The organism is Azospirillum lipoferum (assembly GCF_024170005.1).
Lineage (GTDB): Bacteria > Pseudomonadota > Alphaproteobacteria > Azospirillales > Azospirillaceae > Azospirillum > Azospirillum lipoferum.
Genome location: NZ_JALJXJ010000004.1, coordinates 491,493 through 509,483, shown reverse-complemented (window position 1 = coordinate 509,483; position 17,991 = coordinate 491,493). Strand labels below are relative to the sequence as shown.

Annotated in this window: 17 protein-coding genes; 7 read left to right on the top strand and 10 right to left on the bottom strand. The window is 67.7% G+C overall.

The genetic code is table 11. From position 1 onward, the window contains the following. The coding region (locus J2848_RS12435) for a DUF6867 family protein (protein ID WP_253568637.1) at window positions 1–276 on the top strand (276 nt) is incomplete at its 5' end. 373 nt (window positions 277–649) lie between these two features. Further along, complete coding sequence (locus tag J2848_RS12430) at window positions 650–2,335, top strand: methyl-accepting chemotaxis protein (protein ID WP_149231298.1); 1,686 nt, start codon at window positions 650–652, stop codon at window positions 2,333–2,335. A 29-nt stretch (window positions 2,336–2,364) separates the two neighbouring features. Here J2848_RS12430 and J2848_RS12425 read toward each other — a convergent pair whose 3' ends face one another. The 3 genes from J2848_RS12425 to J2848_RS12415 form a co-directional block, all read right to left on the bottom strand. Beyond that, a complete protein-coding gene (locus tag J2848_RS12425) occupies window positions 2,365–3,033 on the bottom strand; it encodes a hypothetical protein (protein WP_149231297.1) in 669 nt (222 codons plus the stop codon). Between the two features lie 25 nt (window positions 3,034–3,058). Further along, complete coding sequence (locus J2848_RS12420; RefSeq protein ID WP_149231296.1) at window positions 3,059–4,477, bottom strand: selenium-binding family protein; 1,419 nt, start codon at window positions 4,475–4,477, stop codon at window positions 3,059–3,061. A gap of 348 nt (window positions 4,478–4,825) precedes the next feature. Continuing rightward, window positions 4,826–6,004, bottom strand: a complete 1,179-nt coding sequence (locus J2848_RS12415) for an acyl-CoA dehydrogenase (protein ID WP_211103093.1) — start codon at window positions 6,002–6,004, stop codon at window positions 4,826–4,828. A gap of 248 nt (window positions 6,005–6,252) precedes the next feature. On the opposite strand from J2848_RS12415, the gene J2848_RS12410 reads away from it, so the two are divergent. The 3 genes from J2848_RS12410 to J2848_RS12400 all read left to right on the top strand — a co-directional run bounded on the left by J2848_RS12410 (window position 6,253) and on the right by J2848_RS12400 (window position 11,126). Continuing rightward, window positions 6,253–7,971 (top strand): VTT domain-containing protein, encoded by a 1,719-nt coding sequence (locus J2848_RS12410; protein WP_149231294.1) that lies wholly within the window; start codon window positions 6,253–6,255, stop codon window positions 7,969–7,971. A gap of 40 nt (window positions 7,972–8,011) precedes the next feature. Beyond that, entirely contained in the window at window positions 8,012–8,662 is a 651-nt protein-coding gene (locus tag J2848_RS12405) for a DUF1345 domain-containing protein (protein ID WP_149231293.1), read from the top strand. A 142-nt stretch (window positions 8,663–8,804) separates the two neighbouring features. Continuing rightward, on the top strand, window positions 8,805–11,126 hold the full coding sequence (locus tag J2848_RS12400; RefSeq protein ID WP_149231292.1) for a mechanosensitive ion channel family protein: 2,322 nt from the start codon (window positions 8,805–8,807) through the stop codon (window positions 11,124–11,126). Here the strand turns inward: J2848_RS12400 and J2848_RS12395 are convergent. Further along, window positions 11,123–12,037, bottom strand: a complete 915-nt coding sequence (locus J2848_RS12395) for a LysR family transcriptional regulator (protein WP_149231291.1) — start codon at window positions 12,035–12,037, stop codon at window positions 11,123–11,125. The two genes, J2848_RS12400 and J2848_RS12395, sit on opposite strands and share 4 nt — an antisense overlap. Before the next feature lie 154 nt (window positions 12,038–12,191). On the opposite strand from J2848_RS12395, the gene aptA reads away from it, so the two are divergent. Further along, window positions 12,192–13,559, top strand: coding sequence for an omega-aminotransferase AptA (gene aptA / locus J2848_RS12390; RefSeq protein WP_149231290.1), 1,368 nt, complete (start codon window positions 12,192–12,194; stop codon window positions 13,557–13,559). Window positions 13,560–13,607: 48 nt separating this feature from the next. Beyond that, window positions 13,608–15,107 carry a CoA-acylating methylmalonate-semialdehyde dehydrogenase gene (locus tag J2848_RS12385; RefSeq protein ID WP_149231289.1) on the top strand — a complete coding sequence of 500 codons (1,500 nt, stop codon included), beginning with the start codon at window positions 13,608–13,610 and terminating at the stop codon, window positions 15,105–15,107. Between the two features lie 73 nt (window positions 15,108–15,180). On the opposite strand, the gene J2848_RS12380 is transcribed toward J2848_RS12385, so the two are convergent. The 6 genes from J2848_RS12380 to J2848_RS12355 form a co-directional block, all read right to left on the bottom strand. After that, entirely contained in the window at window positions 15,181–15,609 is a 429-nt protein-coding gene (locus J2848_RS12380) for a CopD family protein (protein ID WP_149231288.1), read from the bottom strand. A gap of 9 nt (window positions 15,610–15,618) precedes the next feature. Further along, window positions 15,619–15,912 (bottom strand): DUF3817 domain-containing protein, encoded by a 294-nt coding sequence (locus tag J2848_RS12375; protein ID WP_246193841.1) that lies wholly within the window; start codon window positions 15,910–15,912, stop codon window positions 15,619–15,621. Window positions 15,913–15,962: 50 nt separating this feature from the next. Beyond that, complete coding sequence (locus J2848_RS12370) at window positions 15,963–16,226, bottom strand: hypothetical protein (protein WP_149231286.1); 264 nt, start codon at window positions 16,224–16,226, stop codon at window positions 15,963–15,965. 11 nt (window positions 16,227–16,237) lie between these two features. Next, window positions 16,238–16,564, bottom strand: a complete 327-nt coding sequence (locus tag J2848_RS12365) for an ArsR/SmtB family transcription factor (RefSeq protein ID WP_149231285.1) — start codon at window positions 16,562–16,564, stop codon at window positions 16,238–16,240. 98 nt (window positions 16,565–16,662) lie between these two features. Then, a complete protein-coding gene (locus J2848_RS12360) occupies window positions 16,663–16,854 on the bottom strand; it encodes a hypothetical protein (RefSeq protein ID WP_170307013.1) in 192 nt (63 codons plus the stop codon). Continuing rightward, entirely contained in the window at window positions 16,851–17,990 is a 1,140-nt protein-coding gene (locus J2848_RS12355) for a PepSY-associated TM helix domain-containing protein (RefSeq protein ID WP_149231284.1), read from the bottom strand. Before J2848_RS12355 ends, J2848_RS12360 begins: the two co-directional genes overlap by 4 nt. Between the last annotated feature and the right edge of the window lies 1 nt (window position 17,991).

Here is a 17,991-nt window from a genome sequence, read left to right as displayed (position 1 = left end):
ACCGGGCAGACGCTGGCCGAGGGGTGGAAGCCGGTCTCCAGCGTGCTGGCCTACTCGCTGCTGCTGGGGGTGGGCGACCGCTTCCTGGCCTGGGGGCTGTTCGGCGGGCAGCTGCTGTCCGTGTGGGGCTTCATCGTCCACACGCTGGTGATCGGCATCATCACGCTGACCGCCCACCGCATCGCCATCGCACGCCGCATGGTCAACCAGTATCCGTGGCTCTATGAGACTGCCGGCCCCTTCGGCTGGCGGGAGCGCAACCCGGCCCGCGGCTGAGACGATCCTTTCCCGATATGGTCCGGCGACGTAAAGAGCCTGACCATATCGGGACAAAACGCACAATCAAAAGAACCGAATCCGGAATGGCGACATTCCCGGCATGAAGAGGCGCCGTCTCGTCAAAGCGATGACGGCGCCTTTACTTTAACCATGCCCACACAAGACTTTGGGATTGCCATCACGACTGGCAACCATCCGAAAGTCAGAGAAGAAGATCATGGCGCACACCATGACATCCTGTTACAATACCATTTAAATTTTGCAATTCGTTGACGCTTTGACAGCGAACGCCGGTCTTGCCGGCGATTGGATCGTCGTGCCTTCGCGGCCGGCGACGCAGCAGGGCATCCGCACGGGAAGGGACAAGAGCATGGCAGGGAACAAGGCGGCCGAATCCCGGTCGCGGCGGTTCTGGAGCGTCGGGCGGAAGGTGACGGCGGCCTTCGTCGCGGCCATCGTCGGCGGTTTCATCGTCATCATGGGGCTTCAGGCCAAGATGCAGTATGACGACGCGGTGCGGCTCGCCACGCACGACGCCCGCGTCAAGACCGACATGCTGGCCAACGCCACCAAGACCAGCTTCGTCGCCGGCGACGGCGCCTCCATCGAGACGGAGTTCATGCCGCTGGCCGACAGCCACGAGGTCCAGCTCGCCTCGCTGCGCGCCGCCTCGGCATCATCCACCCTGGCCGACTTCTCCAACCCGCGCTTCGCCAAATACGACCTGAAGGCCGACCAGGATTTGGTCGAGGCGGTGCTGGCCGGCAAGGGGGCGCAGACCCGCTCCGCCAACGGCCACATCGTGGTGACGGTTCCGGTGGTGACCGGCAAGAGCAACCGGCTGGTCGGCGCCCTCCAGATCGCCTGGAACCTGGACCAGCAGATCGACGCCATCGCCGCCCAGATGCGCAACCAGATCGCCATCTGCCTGATCGCCCTGGTGGTGCAGATCGCCCTGCTGAACGTCCTGCTCGGCCGCATCGTCATCCGCCCGCTGCGCGCCATGTCGGCGGCGATGGCGAAGCTCGCCGACGGCGACACCGCGGTCGAGGTGCCCGGCAACGGCCGCTCTGACGAGATCGGCGCCATGGCCGGTTCGGTCACCGTCTTCCGCGACAACGCCCGCGCCATCGAGCGCATGCACGCGGCGCAAGCCGAAGCCGACGCCAAGGCGGAGCAGGCCAAGCGCGCCGCCCTCCTCGACCTCGCCGACCGTTTCCAGGGCACGGTGAAGCGTCTGGTCGAGGGCATCGCCGAGTCGGCCGCCGGCATGGCCGACAGCGCCGACCGCATGGCGATGGTGGTGGGCGAGGCGTCGAGCCAGACCCGCAACGTCGCCCGCGAATCGGACGACATCCAGTCCAACGTCCGCTCCGCCGCGGCGGCGGCAACCGAACTCGCCAGCTCCATCGGCGGCATTTCCGAGCAGGTCGGCCATTCCGCCCGCATCGCCGGGGAGGCGGTGTCCCATACCGACCGCACCAACGCCACCGTCCAGGGGCTGATCGCCAATGCCGAGCGCATCGGTCAGGTGGTCGGGCTGATCCACGCCATCGCCAAGCAGACCAACCTGCTGGCGCTGAACGCCACCATCGAGGCGGCCCGGGCGGGCGAGGCCGGCAAGGGCTTCGCCGTGGTGGCGACCGAGGTGAAGGGGCTGGCCGACCAGACCGCCAGGGCCACCGACGAGATCGCCGCCCAGGTCAACGCCATGCAGTCGGTGACCCGCGAGGCTGCCGACGCCATCGGTACCATCGGGGCGACCATCACCGAGATCGACGGCATCTCCGGCACCATCACCCAGTCGGTGCAGGAACAGAACTCCGCCACCCAGGAGATCGCGCGGGCGGTGGAGATGGCCGCACTCGGCACCCAGGACGTGTCGGCGACCATCGCCGCCCTGGCCCACACGGCGGAGAGCGCCGGCAGCACCGCCCTCGGCGTGCAGGACGCAGCGCGCGGCCTGTCCGGCCAGACCCGCGCCCTGGCGGCCGAGGTCGAGCGCTTCCTGACGGAAGTGCGCCAGCAGGCGACCGGGGATGTGAAGGCGGCGTGAGTTTCCTGACGGGGCTCACTCCAGCAGGTTCACCCCAGCAGCAGGAACCCCGCTCCGGTGCCGATCAGGGCGCCTGCCCACAGCAGATCGAAGTTTACCCAGCCGCGGCGCAGGATGCCGAGCCCGACGGTTTCGAAAACCGCCAGCCCGATGACGGCGATCACCGCCAGCATCGCCGCCATATGCACCAGAACCACCGCCAGCCCGGCCGCCGCGGATCCCAGTGCGGCGACCGGGCCGGTCATCTCCACCCCCGGTCCGCACAGGGACAGCGCCATCAGCTGCGCCGGCGCCAGCATGCCCAGCAGCAGGGGCAGGATCATCAGCCCGGCCCCATGGGCCGACGCCATCAGGAAGGACCAGAGCGTCAGCCCGGCAAAGCCGGCGCGCATGCCGACCCGCAGCCGGTGACGGTATCCGCGTGCCAGCCGGTAGAGGCCGAAGCCGATCAGGAGGGAGGGCGTGACCAGCTTCAGCAGGGCCGCCGTGACGACCAGCTGCAGGATGGCGAATCCCGCAACCACCACCAGCACCGACAGGGCATGGCCGAGCGCGATCGGGGGCAGAGCCCTGATGACGGCACCGCGCCGCCCCTCCTGAAGGCCGAGAGCCACGGCGAAGAGCCATCCCATCGCCGGGTTGAGTCCATGGAAGGCGCCGAGCCCGGCGAGCGCCAGCCATTGCCATGGGTCGTCCATGGAAAGGCGCCCCTTCAGATGGCGGTCATGGATAGCAGTAGGAATCCGAAGAGGCGTCGCCCCCCTCCAGCCGGATCTGGTGAGCGCGGAACTCGTCGTCGAAGCGCAGGAAGAACCGCTCGTCGATGGTCAGTCCGCCGTCCGGGTCGGCATCGAGCTTGACCATCCAGCTCTTGATGCCGTCCGGGTAGAACTGGTCGTCCCAACTCCGGTACAGCGAGTTGGTGAAGTAGACCCGCTTGCCGTCGCGGCTGACCTCGACCATCTGCGGACCGCCGTTAAGGGCGCCGCCATCGGCATCGCCGCCGGGATGGCGGTTGCGTCCGACGATCCCGCCCAACCGCACCGAGCCGGTCAGCCTGGGCTGGAACGGATCGGAGACGTCGTACCGCCGCATCTCCCCCGTGCCCCAGCAGGACACGTAGAGCCAGCGATCGTCCAGCGACAGGTCGATGTCGGTGACGAGCGGCGGCACCGCCTTGAAGCCCTTGAGCAGCGGCGGCAGCAGATCCGGGTCCGCCGGTTCGGCCGGGATGTCGATCACCTTCCGCATGGCCCACCGGCCGGACCTGCTGCCGTCATCCTCGCGATGCCACAGCCAGATCGACGAGGACAGGTCGGACAGGTTGACCACGGCATTCATGAACCCATGGGCCTTGGTCGGGTCGTGGGCCGGCCGCAGTTCCAATGCCAGCTGGTATTCCGGCCCCAGGTCGATGGTCTGACGGTGCCGGCGCTTGCGCAAATCCCAGAAATGGACCTGATGGCCGTATTTCGCGCCGAGCAGCAGCTCGGGGTTCAGCCCGTCCTCGATCATGTCGGGCGTGCCCCATTCGCTGGTGATCAGCGTGTCCTGGCCGAGATGCCACCAGACATCATAGGCCAGGAACTGCGGGCCGCGGTCGATCTCCCACTGGCCGAGCACCTCGAAGGTTTCGTGGTCCATCAGGAAGACGCCGCCCGGCCCGCCGCCATCGCCCTTCCCGTTGCCGAGCGCGCTGACATAGATGCCTTCCGGCCCGCAATGCATCGTGTGCGGGCGGGAGTAATTGGCGCGCGCCGCGAGTTCCTCCGGCTCGATGACCTTGACGATCCTGGGGCTGGCCGGATCCGGCTTGGTGTCCAGGATGTGGATGCGCGACGACCGCAGCCCGGGCACGATCAGGTACCGCCGCTCCACATGCGGATGCGGGGCGTAGGGGCACAGGGCGGAACTGCAGGCGTTCCAGCCGAAATGGTGCAGTTCGTCGCCGGCATTCGGCATGTCGACCCGTCGAAGGAGCCGGCCGTAGCTGGCCGAGGAGGGATCGACATCGACCACCCCCAGCGCATCCGGCCCCGCCGCGACATTCAGCATCGCCACATAGGCCAGCCGTTCCGGAGGTGCCTGCATCGCCATGCGTGGCGAGGGGTAGAAACTGGGATCAGGAGTCCAGGTCGCCATGGAAAATCCTCCCAAATCGGCCTGCGCCGAATTGGAAAGGATAGCTCAGCCCTGACGGACGACCACGGAAGCAATCGGGGTGTATTGTCTATCTACTGAGCCGACAATCATCCCAATTTCGAAGTACGGAAAAATTCCCGCTTCGGGAAAGAGGAAGCCGGCGACGGCCGGGAGGAGGGGCTTGTTCCGGGAATCCGCAACCACACCGATTCCCGTACGTGCCCACGCCCACGCCGCATCGCGATGGCTCCCTCCCTCTCCCGGACATCGGAGCGGACTGCATCCGCCCGATGCCGCCGGCAACGCATGCGTTGGCCCGAGAAGCGGGAAAGGGGATGGACGTCCCGTTCAGAAGAACGCCTGGAGGCCCGTCTGCGCCCGGCCCAGGATCAGGGCGTGGACGTCGTGGGTGCCTTCGTAGGTGTTCACCGTCTCCAGGTTCACCATGTGGCGGATGACCTGGAACTCTTCGGAAATACCGTTGCCGCCATGCATGTCGCGGGCGACGCGGGCGATGTCGAGCGCCTTGCCGCAGTTGTTGCGCTTGATCAGCGAGATCGCTTCCGGCGACCAGCTGCCGTCGTCCATCATGCGGCCGACGCGCAGGCAGGCCTGCAGGCCCAGCGTGATCTCCGTCATCATGTCGGCAAGCTTCTTCTGGACCAGCTGGGTCTGGGCCAGCGGACGGCCGAACTGCTTGCGGTCCAGCGTGTACTGGCGGGCAGCGTGCCAGCAGAACTCCGCCGCACCCAGCACGCCCCAGGCGATGCCGTAGCGCGCCTTGTTCAGGCAGCCGAACGGACCGCCCAGGCCCGTCACGTTGGGCAGCAGGTTCTCATCCGGGACGAAGGCCTCGTCCAGCACGATCTCGCCGGTGATCGACGAGCGCAGCGACAGCTTGCCCTCGATCTTGGGCGTGGAGAAGCCCTTGGTCCCGCGCTCCACCACGAAGCCCTTGATCTTGTTGTCATGGGCGTCCGACTTGGCCCAGACGACGGCAAGGTCGGCGATCGGGGAGTTGGTGATCCACATCTTGGAGCCGGACAGCAGGTAACCGCCGTCGACCTTGGTGGCGCGGGTCTTCATGCCGCCAGGGTCGGAACCGTGGTCCGGCTCGGTCAGGCCGAAGCAGCCGACCAGCTCGCCGGTGGCCAGACGGGGCAGCCACTTCTTCTTCTGCTCCTCGCTGCCGTAGGAATAGATCGGATGCATGACCAGCGAGGACTGCACCGACATGGCGGAGCGGTAGCCGCTGTCGACCCGCTCCACCTCGCGGGCGACCAGACCGTAGGCGACGTGGCTGACGCCCGGCCCGCCATACTCCTCCGGGATGGTCGGGCCGAGCAGGCCCAGCTCGCCCATCTCGGTCATGATCTCGCGGTCGAACCGCTCCTCGCGGAAGGCTGAGATGACACGGGGTTGCAGCCGGTCCTGGCAGTAGGCGCGGGCGCTGTCGCGCACCAGCTTCTCATCCTCGGTCAGCTGGGATTCAAGGAGGAAGGCGTCGTCCCACTGGATGCTCTGCACGGTGCGTCTCCTGGTCATGTCGTGTGGCGGTTGAGCCGCCGGCCATCGATTGAACGGCACTCTGCCGCGCCAGCGCCATAGCTGCAAACACATATTTTCTATCATAGCCATAACGTTTTTATATGGCCCAAAAGAAACAGTCGCTATGTCGCACGGTTCCATAAAAGTTTTAACGTGAAGCTTACCATTTCCTATGCAATTTTGCCGAAGGCACCGTAGCCGCCCCCTACCCAACGGACACCCCGCCCGTGTTTGCTGCATTGCAACCAATAACCGCCTTCGCCGGTTTTCCCCTGTTGCTGGGCCTTGCTTTGCTTACGCTTCTGCACGAAGACGTTGCAATTGCGGTCGGCGCGAGCCTGGTCAGCGTCGGCACCGTCAGCATCGGCGTGACAGCCATCACGCTGCTGTGTGGAATTGTTATCGGCGATTTGTTCATTTATGTCCTCGGACTATTGTCTCTGCGGATCAGTTGGATCCGGCGGCGGACCGAAGGGCCTATGCTTGAACGCTGCCGCGGCGCCTTGCAGAGGAACCTGCTGCCGACACTGGTGACTTGCCGTCTGGTGCCCGGCGTCTTGTTCCCGACCTATTTCGCCTGCGGCGTGATGCGGGTGCCGCTCCTGCGCTTCGTCGCCATCACGCTGGCGACCGCCGGCGTGCATGTCGGGCTGCTGCTGACGCTGATGACCTCCTCGCTGGAGGCGGCGGCGTTGCAGGTCCAGGTGATCGGCATCGGCTGCGCCGCCCTGTTGGTGATCCTGCGCACCAAGCGGGCGCAGTCCGTCGCCCGTGCGCTGTTCGGCCGCATCCGGGCGGCGCTGGAGCCGCTGCTGCCCAAGGGCCTGCGCGATGCGCTGCACGGCAGCCCGACCCCGCGCACCATCGCCCTGCCCGGCCTGCCGCTGGTGCCGGCCGGCGCCCGCACCATCGGCTGGGCGGAGCGCATCCCGCCGCTGCTGTTCTACATCCCGCTGGTGGCGCAGTGGTTCGCGCTGGGTGTCCGCTACCGCAGCCTGTCGCTGCCGACCGCCGCCAACCCGTCGATCGAGGCGGGCGGGCTGCTGGGCGAGTCGAAGATCGCCTGCATGGACCTGATCGGTCCGGAGGCGCGGCAATGGGCGGCGAAATCCGTCGCCCTGGTCAACCGCCCGTCGCTGACCCCGGCGCAGCTGGAGTCGCTGGCGTCCGGCGCCGGGCTGTCCTTCCCGCTGGTCGCCAAGCCCGACATCGGCTGGCGCGGCATCGGCGTGCGGCTGGTGCGCGATGCCGCCGACCTCTGCACCTATCTCCACGGCTTCCCGGCCGACGTCCGGCTGATCCTCCAGGAACATGTGCCCTACGCCGGGGAGGCCGGGATCTTCTACGTCCGCAAGCCGGGGGAACGGCACGGGCGCATCTTCTCGATGACCTTCCGCTATTACCCGCATGTGGTGGGCGACGGCCGCTCCACCCTGCGCCAGCTGATCGCCGCCGATCCGCGCGCCTCCTGGAAGGCCGACATGCATCACGAGGCGCTGGCCGACCGGCTGGACGAGGTGCCGGAGGCCGGACGCACGGTGCGTCTGTCGCTGGTTGGCAGCAGCCGCGTCGGCGGCCTCTACAAGGATGCCTGCGGCCATGTCACGGCGACGCTGACCGCGCGCTTCGACGAGATCGCCGACCAGATGCCGGGCTTCCATTTCGGCCGCTTCGACGTGCGCTTCGCCTCGGTGGAGCGGCTGGCGGTGGGCGAGGATTTCCGCATCATCGAGGTGAACGGCGCCGGGGCCGAGGCCATCCACATGTGGGATCCGGAGTTCAGGCTGGGCGACGCCTATGCCACCCTGTTCCACCAGCAGGCGCTGATGTTCGAGGTGGCGGACGCCTGCCGGGCCGCCGGGGCTCAGCCGCTGACCGCGCTGGAATTGGTACGCTATCAGCGCCGTCAGCAGACCTTGCTTCCGCTCTATCCCGCCTCCAACTGAACCGGCGTGCGCCTCGCCGCACGCCGTCAGTGGAGACAAGATGCGCCGCAGCCTGACCCATCTGCGCAACCGCCCATCGCTGAGCGGGGCCCTGGTGATCGCCCTGCTTGCCGGGGCCGCCGCCGCCGTCTGGCTGCGGCCGACCACCGCCCTGCTGACCGGCTGGGATTGCGGTGTCGCCGCCTACATCCTGCTGGCCAGCATCCTGATGAGCCGGGCCACGGTGGCGTCGATGCGCCGGCGGGCCAAGCTGCTCGACCCCGGCAAATGGGGGGTGCTGGCCGGGGCGGTCCTGGCCTCGCTGGCAGCCCTGGTCGCCATCGTGGCGGAGCTGGTGTCGGCCAAGGGCTCGCCGCATGAGGGCGTGGCGGCCGCCCTGTCGGCGGTGACGGTCCTGCTGTCCTGGGGTTTCCTGCACGTCTTCTTCGCCCAGCATTACGCCCACGATTATTGGCTGGGCGGGCAGGCGGTCCAGGAACGCAGCCTGGATTTTCCCGGCAACGACGCGCCGGACTATCTGGAGTTCCTCTATTTCAGCTTCACCGTCGGCATGACGGCGCAGGTGTCCGACGTGACCACCCGCGGCGCCGGCATGCGCCGTCTGGTGCTGATGCATGGCGCCCTGTCCTTCCTGTTCAACACCGCGGTGCTGGCTCTGGGCGTCAATCTGGCCGCCGGGCTGGTCAGCTAGAGTCCGGAAAAGCTCCCTCTCCCAGGGCGGGAGAGGGAGCCATATGCGCCACCTCCTGACCAAAGCCGCAGGAGAGGCTTCCCGGCCGCGCGATCTGCGCTACTCTGATCGGGTTGACCGCCACGCTTCGCGACGCAAGGCCATGCCGACCGCACCGCTCCCCGCCCGTGCCCTTCCCTTGCGCCCCCGGTGGCCGATCCGGCTCGGCGCGGCACTGCTGCTTCTGCTGCTGGGGCTGCTGTCGACAGCACCGGCGTTCGCGGAGGCGTCGGCTCAGGCCGCGGCGCCGCAGGCCGCCGCTCCCGCCCCAGCCGCCCAAACGCAAGCCGCTGCCGCCACGGACACGGCCGATGGCATGATGATGCAGATGCTCAGCGAGGGGCGCGACCGCATGGCGGGGTTCCGCGGCAAGCTCGCCAAACGGCTGCATGCCACGCCACGGATTCCGGCCGCCATCGTCACCACTCTGACCGCCCAGAGCCCGACCGGCAAACCCGTCTATTTCCTGCAACTGATCGGCCAGATCTTCGCCCTGATGGCGGTCGGCCACGGGGTGCAGCATCTCGTCTATCAGCGGCCGGTCGCCCGGCGCCTGCTGCCCCGCCCTGCCGAGCCGAGGCCGGGCGGTTCGGTGCTGGCCGCCCGCTTTCCCCGTCTGGTCGCCCATGCGCTGCTGACGCTGGGCGGCATGCTGATCGCCACGCTGATCGGGTTCGGGCTCGCCACCGTGCTGCTCCCGGAACCGACGCCGATGGCCGAGAAGACCGCCATCATCGCCGGGGTCGGCTATCTGCTGGTCTGGGCCATCGCCCTGTTCTGGCGGCTGGTGATGCCGCCCGGTGCGGTCGCGGACGCCGGGGTGGCGCCGGCCGTCCGCCGGCTGCGGCGCGACCTGACCGTCAGCGGTGCCGTCGGCGTCGCCCTGATGAGCAGCACCGTCTGGCTGGAAGCGCTGGGGATGCCCTACGACCCGCATGCGGTGCTGGTCGCGCTGTTCGGCCTGCTGACCGTGCTGGCGACGATCACCGCACTCTACGTCAACCGGAAGACGGTCGAGCGCGCCTTCCTTGCCGGGCGCCCGGCGGCGGCGGTGGCGCCGCTGGAGCGGCTGACCCTGCGCCTGTGGTTTCCGGTGGTGGCGGCTTATTTCGCCTATGCCTGGGGGACACTGGTCAACCGCCTGATCCTGGGCTGGCCGACCGAGCTGCCGCTGCTGATCGGCGCCTATGCGGTCGCCGGGGCGATCCTCGCCGTCTATGCCACCGTCACCTATGCCACCGAATGGCTGTTCCACCATCGCCGCACCCTGTGGCGGCCGCTGGAGGAGAGCCAGGAGGGAGCACCGGACGGCAGCCACCCTGCGGAGGCCCCGCGGCCCGCCACCCTCGACAGCTACGAGGCGCTGGCCCGGCGGGTGGCCGGCATCCTCGCCGCCGCCGCCGGGGTGGCGGTGACGCTGTCGGTGTGGAACGTCCCGCGCATGCACGGCGATGCGGCGGACAAGCTCATCAGCATCATGACGGTCTGCCTGATCGGCTATGTCGCCTATCACGGTGTCCGCATCTGGATCGACCGCCGGATCGCCGAAGAGGGGCCGACATCCGGCGCCATTCCAGGCGACGAGGGCGGCGGCCACGGCTCGGCCAGCCGGCTGGCGACGCTGCTGCCGCTGGTGCGCAACTTCATCCTGCTGTCGATCATCGGCGCCATCCTGCTCAGCGTGCTGATGGATCTCGGCGTCAACATCGCGCCGCTGTTCGCCGGGGCGGGTGTGGCCGGCATCGCCATCGGTTTCGGCGCGCAGACGCTGATCCGCGACATCTTCTCCGGCGCCTTCTTCCTGATCGACGACGCCTTCCGCAAGGGCGAGTACATCGAGATCGGCGCCATCCGCGGCACGGTGGAGAAGATCTCGGTGCGCTCGATGCAGCTCCGCCACCATCGCGGCCCGCTGCACACCGTCCCCTTCGGCGAGATCCACCAGCTGACCAACTATTCGCGCGACTGGGTGATCATGAAGCTGCCGCTGCGCATCACCTACGACACCGATGTCGAGAAGGTGCGCAAGCACATCAAGCAGCTGGGCCAGGAACTGCTGGACGATCCCGATCTGGGGCCGAAGTTCCTGCAACCGCTGAAGTCGCAGGGCGTCATCCAGATGGAGGATTCCGCGATGATCCTCCGCGTCAAGTTCATGACCCGGCCCGGCGACCAGTGGGAGATCCGCAAGCGGGTGTATCAGGAACTCCACGCCCTGTTCCGCCGCGAGGGCATCCGCTTCGCCCACCGCGAAGTGACGGTCCGCTTCGCCGGGGAGGCGACGGCGACCAGCCCCAACATCGACCCGATGGGCATGCAGATCGGAGAGGAGGAGCGCACCCTGGCCGCCGGCGCCGTCCTGCACGCGCTGGGCGAGGAGGCGCTGGAGGCCAAGGCCGGAGCCGGACGACGCCTGAAAACCTAGGAGTCCCCACCGCTCCCGTTGCCGCGCAGGACTTCCAGGAACCGTTCCAGCACCAGATTCGGCTGGGCGCCCTTCTTCGTCACCACCTGGAACTCCAGGGCATGACGGTAGGTGTCGGGCAGCAGCGCCCGCATCATGCCGCGTTCCACCCATTGCCGCGCATAGTGGATGGGCAGGAAGCCGACATAGCATCCGGTCAGGATCAGGAACGCCACCCCCTCGCGGTCGGTGGCGGTGGCGGTGTTGTTCAGCTCATGGGGAAGCTGCGCCTGGGTCGGCGCCACCGCGTCGGCCGCCTCCACCGCTTCCCGTGTCACCACGCCACTGGCCCGGTCGAACAGCGGATGGCCGTCGCCACAATAGAGCAGCGACTCCTCACTGTAGAGCGGCAGGCCCACCAACCCCGGCAGCCCCCGGCGCACCGGGACGACGCCGACATGCAGCTGCCCGTCCAGCACGCCGCGCTCGATCTCGTTGGGCGGGATCATGCGGATGTTGACGCGGACCTCCGGCGCCAGCTGCTTCAGGCCGCGCAGCGCATGCGTCACCCGCATCTGCGGCATGGTGACGAGGTTGTCGGTGATGCCGATGTTCAATTCGCCGCGCAGGCGGCGGTGGACCGTGTTGATCTCGCTGCGGAAGCTCTCCGTGCTCGCCAGCAGGCGCAGCGTCGCCTCATAGGCCAGCCGCCCTTCCTCCGTCAGCCGAAACCCCGCCCGCCCGCGCCAGCACAGCGTCAGGCCGAGCCGGCGCTCCAGATCGGCCATATGCTGGCTGATCGCGGCTCGGCTGATGTTCAGCTCCACCTCGGCAGCGGAGAAGCCACCGCACTCAACCACCGTCCGGAATACGCGCAGCAGCCGGATGTCGGCATCGCTGATCGGGGCCATTGACCGGGCCGGCTTGCTCATGCTGTTGCCCAGGAAAGTTAAGCGGGAAAGTTAAGCGGATGGTTACGTGAAGTTCTTCCACTTTGGATTTGATGGCAACCACGAACCGCTCACACTGACGACCGACAGCACCCCTGACATATGCGTCCCCCAAACCGAATCGGGAGAACAGCGGATGGCCCCCCTCGACAACGACCACGCCCATGCCGATGCCCTGGCCACGGCTGCCGGACTGACGCGCGAGGAGCTTGACGCGCACTGGATGCCCTTCACCGCCAACCGCGAGTTCAAGAAGAACCCGCGCATCATGACGAAGGCGGAGGGCGCCTGGTACTGGGACGCACAGGGCCGCAAGATCTATGACAGCCTGTCCGGCCTGTGGTGCAGCGGCGCCGGCCATTGCCGCCGCGAGATCGCCGACGCGGTGGCGCAGCAGATCGCCACGCTCGACTACAGCCCCGCCTTCCAGTACGGCCACACCGCCGCCTTCAAGCTGGCGCACAAGCTGGCCTCGATGACGCCGGCCGGGCTGGACCATGTCTTCTTCGTCAATTCCGGGTCGGAAGCGGCCGACACCTCGCTGAAGATGGCGCGGGCTTATTGGCGAATGAAGGGGCAGCCGGCCAAGACCAAGCTGATCGGCCGGGTGAAGGGCTATCACGGCGTCAATTTCGGCGGCACCAGCCTGGGCGGCATCGTCGGCAACCGCAAGCTGTTCGGCACCGGCGTCGACGCCGACCATCTGCCGCACACTCTGCTGCCGCAGAATCTGTTCATCAAGGGCATGCCGGACGAAGGCGCCCATCTGGCCGACGCGCTGGAGGATCTGGTGGCGCTGCACGACGCCTCCAACATCGCCGCGGTGGTGGTGGAGCCGATGGCCGGGTCGGCCGGCGTGCTGCCGCCGCCCAAGGGCTATCTCCAGCGCCTGCGCGAGATCTGCACTAGGCATGGCATCCTGCTGATCTTCGACGAGGTCATCACCGGCTTCGGCCGCATGGGCACCGCCTTCGGCGCCGATTACTTCGGCGTGGTCCCTGACATCATGAACGTCGCCAAGGGCCTGACCAACGGTGCGGTGCCGATGGGCGCCGTGGTCGCCAGCCGCGAGATCTACCAGACCTTCATGGACAATGGCGGGCCCGAGTATCTGGTGGAGTTCCCGCACGGCTACACCTACTCCGCCCACCCGGTCGCCTGCGCCGCCGGCCTCGCGGCGCTGGAGCTGTTCGAGCGCGAGAAGCTGGCCGACAAGGCCGCGGCGCTGATGCCGCATTTCGAAGGGCTGATCCACGGGCTGAAGGGGCTGAAGAACGTCGCCGACATCCGCAACTGCGGCCTTGCCGGCGCCGTCACCATCGCGCCGCTTCCGGGCGAGCCGGCGCGGCGGCCCTACGAGATCGCCATGAAGTGCTGGGACGCCGGCTATTACGTGCGCTACGGCGGCGACACCCTCCAGTTCGGCCCGCATTTCATCAGCGAGCGCGAGGATCTCGACCGTCTGTTCAACGTCGTCGCCGACGCGATCCAGGCCACGGCGTAAGGGCCACGGCGTAAGAACCTCCACACGCGACATTCCGGGAAAAGCCCAATGCCCATCGTTCCGCACCTGATCGGCGGCAAGACCGACGCCCCCGCCGACAGCCGCACCGCCGACATCGTCAACCCCGCCACCGGCGAGATCGCCGGTCAGGTGGCGCTCGCCGGCCGCAAGACGGTCGAGGAGGCGATCGCCGCCGCCGAGGCCGCCTTCCCGGCCTGGCGCGCCACGCCGCCGGCCAAGCGCGCCCGCGTCATGTTCCGCTTCAAGCAGTTGCTGGAGGAGAATGCGGAGCGCGTCTGCGCCCTCATCACCCAGGAACACGGCAAGGTCCTGGACGACGCCTTCGGCGAGCTGACCCGCGGCATCGAGAATGTCGAATATGCCTGCGGCGTGCCGGAGCTGCTGAAGGGCGAGTTCTCCAAGAATGTCGGCCCCAGCATCGACAGCTGGTCGGAGTTCCAGCCGCTGGGCGTCGTCGCCGGCATCACGCCCTTCAACTTCCCGGCGATGGTGCCGCTGTGGATGTACCCGATCGCCATCGCCTGCGGGAACACCTTCGTCCTGAAGCCGTCGGAGCGCGACCCGAGTGCCGCCCTCTACGTCGCCCAGCTGGCCGAACAGGCCGGCCTGCCGCCGGGCGTGCTGAACGTCGTCAACGGCGACAAGGAGGCGGTGGACACGCTGCTGACCGATCCGCGGGTGCAGGGCGTCAGCTTCGTCGGTTCCACCCCGATCGCCGAGTATGTCTATGCGACCGCCACCGCCCATGGGAAGCGGGTGCAGGCGCTGGGCGGGGCCAAGAACCACGCCATCGTCATGCCCGACGCCGACCTCGACAACGCGGTCAGCGCACTGATGGGGGCAGCCTACGGCTCCTGCGGCGAGCGCTGCATGGCGATTTCCGTCGTCGTCGCGGTGGGCGACGAGGTGGCCGACCGGCTGCGGGACAAGCTGTCGGTGGCGCTGCGCGACCTCAAGGTCGGTGCCGGCACCTCGGCCGGCTGCGAGATGGGGCCGCTGGTCACCCGCGCCCATTACGAGAAGGTGAAGGCCTATGTCGACCAGGGCGTCGCCGAGGGCGCCGAGCTGGCGGTGGACGGCCGCGGGCTGGTGGTGCCCGGCCATGAGAACGGCAATTTCCTGGGCGGCTGCCTGTTCGACCGCGTCACCCCGGACATGACCATCTACCGGGAGGAAATCTTCGGCCCGGTCCTCTGCCTCGTCCGGGTCAGGACGATGCAGGAAGGCATGGACCTGATCGACGCCCACGAATACGGCAACGGCACCTGCCTGTTCACTCGCGACGGCGAGGCCGCCCGCTATTTCAGCGACATGATCAAGGTCGGCATGGTCGGCATCAACGTGCCGCTGCCGGTGCCGGTCGCCTATCACAGCTTCGGCGGCTGGAAGCGGTCGCTGTTCGGCGATCTGTCGGCCTACGGTCCGGACGGCGTGCGCTTCTACACCCGCCGCAAGACCATCACCCAGCGCTGGCCGGCCGGCGGCGTCCGCGAAGGCGCCCAGTTCGCCTTCCCGTCCATGAAGTAGGGGCCTGCGGATAAGGGGCGACGGTGAGGATGGCAGGCCGCCGCCTCACCGCCCCCCAATACAGGACAGCCTCTCAGGGCGGCTTCAGGACCACGAGAAGCACGATCACGACGACCGCGCCGACGATCGCCGGCAGTGCATGGCCCGATGCCGGCGAAGGCCGCTCATCAGGCCGGGCAAGTTTGCGGAGCGTGCCCGACAGCATCCCGTGCAGGCCGGACAGGGCGACGACGAACACCAGCTTCATCATCAGCCAGCGCGCGCCGAACCAGCCGCCTTCGGTCGCCACCGCCAGCCCGAAGAGCCAGGCCAGCAGCATCGCCGGCGAGGTCGCCCGCCGGTCCCAGCGACGCACCGCCCCAATGAGGTCAGCTCGTCCAGGCGCGTCGGGCAGGCTCTTCGATGCGGCGATGGCGGCCACGGCGATGGCCGCGACGAACATCCCGCCGATCCAGACCGTCACCGAGACGATGTGGAACGCCTTCAGCCACAGGTAGATCATGGCCGCGCCTCACTGGGTGGAGGCGAGCGCCGCCCGCCGGGTCAGGGTGCGCGCGCTGAAGAAGGCGCCGAAGGGCACCATGGCGGCGACGAAGAGCTTGATCGTCTCACCCCGCGACCAGCCGCCGGCCGACACCATCCGGGTCAGCATCCAGAGATAGGTCAGGAAGGCGAGACCGTGGATCGGTCCCATCGCCTTCACCGCGTCGGGAAAGCCGGCGAGATGCTTCAACGGCACGGCCACGAAAAGCAGGAAGATCAGCGTGCCGCCTTCGACGAGGCAGGCCGTCCGCATCCACAGCATCTGCCTGCGATCTTCGCTGCCGGCCCTTTCACCATCGGACTGTGGCACCATCATCCGACGTCCTTCAGGACTTTCTCCACGCTGGCGAGCCGGCCCTCGATCTGTGTGACGCTGCCCCTGATCGAAACCAGGGTCGCGGTCAGCTCCTCCTGCGCCTTGAGCGTCCTCTCGGCAAGGTCGCGGTATGCGGCGTCGCCGGCGGTCTGTGCCCGGATCCGGCGGGCCGACGAACAATACTTCATCGCGAAGATCAGGAGGATCGTCATCAGGACGAGGATCGTGACGAGAAGGAAATAGGATTCTCTGCCGGTCATCGGGCGCTCCTTCAGGAGTCGGAATGTCTGCTGGTTGCGGTCAGGGAAGGCGCGGCTTCGGCGATCGCCGCAGGCGTCAGCTCGATCGCGAACGGGGCGACTTCGAAGAAGTTGAGGGCCTTCCCATCCGGAGAGATTTCAAGCCGGCTGGTGACGAGCCCCGCCTCCTCCAGCTTCCGCAGATGAAGGTGCAGAAGCGGGCGGCTGATGCCGATCTCGCGCGCCAGTTGACTGACATAGGTCCGCCCCATGCTGCTCAGCGTCGCCAAGATCCGCAGCCGGTGCGGGTTTGCCAGCGCCGACAGCATCTCGAGCAATTGGTCGCCGCTGCAGGTCATGTCCGCTCCGCCACCCACCAGTAAGATTTTACTTACAGGTGGGCCGACATACCGTCAAGAAAAACTGACAGGTGACAGAATTCCCTTTCGCACTTCCTTCACGCAGCCGGCCGGCCGGGCCACTGCCGCCACAGCTTGACCGCGCAGGCGGCCAGCGGCACCGACAGGGTCGCCCAGCACAGCCAGTCCCACAGGCCGTCGCCCAAAATGGCGGCGGCCAGCCCGATGACGGACAGCACGGCCAGCGCGGCCGGAATGCGCCAGACCCCGCTCATGCCTTCCCCGCTCATGCCTTGCTCCCCAGCTTGGCGCCGGACGCATTCCTGTCAGATGCCGACCGCGCCCGCGGCCGTTTCAGCCAGACGACGAAGCCGGTCACCGTCACCACCCCGGTGACGATGGTGAACAGCGCCCAGATGATCTGCAACGGCAGGCCGCCGTAATCGCCGAAATGGAACGGCCCCGACAGCATCAGCACCGTCATGTACCAGGGCGTGCCGGCCGCCTCGGCGACCACGCCGGTCTCGGCATCGACCAGGGCGACGCTGAGCAGCCGCTGCGTCAGTTCGGTATGGCCGCGCACCACCACGCTGAAATGGCGGCTGCCGGCATACTCGTTGCCGGGATAGGCGATGAAGGCGAGATCCTTGCCGGGAAAGGCCGCCAGCCCAGCCGCGGCCACCCGGTCGATCGACACCGCCGGTCCCGTCATCGGCTCCGGATGGCGGGCGGTCATCGCCGCCAGCTCCGTCTTCTGCCAATAGCCGGTGATCAGCGGCGAGAAGGACAGGATGGCGCCGGTCAGCCCGACGACGAAGGCCCAGACCAGGGTCGCCACGCCGAACAGATTGTGCAGGTCGATGTTGCCAATCCGGGTTCCCCGGCCGAAGCGCAGGATGCCGAAGGCCAGCTTCTTCATGAAGGGGCCGTAGACGACCAGCCCGCTGACCGTGCTGACCACGAACAGCAGCCCCATCACCCCGACGAACATCTGGCCGGCGAAGCCGGTGAACAGGTCGACATGCAGCTTCAAGAGGAAGCCGACCAGCGTCTCCTCCGGCTGCTTCAACATCTGGTTGGCCCCGGTGAAGCCGTTCAGCACCACCCAGCGCCCCAGGTCGAAACCGCGCTCCTCCGGCTGGCCCAGATAGATGTAGTTGACCGCCTTGTCCTCCGGATCGAAGGACAGCAGCTTGGGCACCAGCGCCGGGTCGGCCTTCTGCGCGATGTCGACCAGCGACTGGAGCGGCAGGCGGGCCTGCCCCTCCGTGTAGCTGCTGTCGAGATCCTCCCCCATCAGATGCTGGATCTCGTGGTGGAACACCAGGATCAGCCCGGTGACGCAGAGGATCAGCAGGTTGGCCGAACAGATCAGGCTGGTCCAGCGGTGGACGAGGCGCCAGCCCCGCAGGCTCGCAGGCGTCATG

Excerpts from the sequence above, each read along its gene's own strand:
- J2848_RS12430 (WP_149231298.1), top strand. The coding sequence starts at position 650 with ATGGCAGGGAACAAGGCGGCCGAATCCCGGTCGCGGCGGTTCTGGAGC.
- J2848_RS12425 (WP_149231297.1), bottom strand. The coding sequence starts at position 3,033 with ATGGACGACCCATGGCAATGGCTGGCGCTCGCCGGGCTCGGCGCCTTC.
- J2848_RS12375 (WP_246193841.1), bottom strand. The coding sequence starts at position 15,912 with ATGCTGTGGATGCGGACGGCCTGCCTCGTCGAAGGCGGCACGCTGATC.
- J2848_RS12355 (WP_149231284.1), bottom strand. The coding sequence starts at position 17,990 with ATGACGCCTGCGAGCCTGCGGGGCTGGCGCCTCGTCCACCGCTGGACC.
- J2848_RS12370 (WP_149231286.1), bottom strand. The coding sequence starts at position 16,226 with ATGACCGGCAGAGAATCCTATTTCCTTCTCGTCACGATCCTCGTCCTG.
- J2848_RS12385 (WP_149231289.1), top strand. The coding sequence starts at position 13,608 with ATGCCCATCGTTCCGCACCTGATCGGCGGCAAGACCGACGCCCCCGCC.
- J2848_RS12395 (WP_149231291.1), bottom strand. The coding sequence starts at position 12,037 with ATGAGCAAGCCGGCCCGGTCAATGGCCCCGATCAGCGATGCCGACATC.
- J2848_RS12380 (WP_149231288.1), bottom strand. The coding sequence starts at position 15,609 with ATGATCTACCTGTGGCTGAAGGCGTTCCACATCGTCTCGGTGACGGTC.
- J2848_RS12420 (WP_149231296.1), bottom strand. The coding sequence starts at position 4,477 with ATGGCGACCTGGACTCCTGATCCCAGTTTCTACCCCTCGCCACGCATG.
- J2848_RS12365 (WP_149231285.1), bottom strand. The coding sequence starts at position 16,564 with ATGACCTGCAGCGGCGACCAATTGCTCGAGATGCTGTCGGCGCTGGCA.
- aptA (WP_149231290.1), top strand. The coding sequence starts at position 12,192 with ATGGCCCCCCTCGACAACGACCACGCCCATGCCGATGCCCTGGCCACG.
- J2848_RS12400 (WP_149231292.1), top strand. The coding sequence starts at position 8,805 with ATGCCGACCGCACCGCTCCCCGCCCGTGCCCTTCCCTTGCGCCCCCGG.
- J2848_RS12405 (WP_149231293.1), top strand. The coding sequence starts at position 8,012 with ATGCGCCGCAGCCTGACCCATCTGCGCAACCGCCCATCGCTGAGCGGG.
- J2848_RS12360 (WP_170307013.1), bottom strand. The coding sequence starts at position 16,854 with ATGAGCGGGGAAGGCATGAGCGGGGTCTGGCGCATTCCGGCCGCGCTG.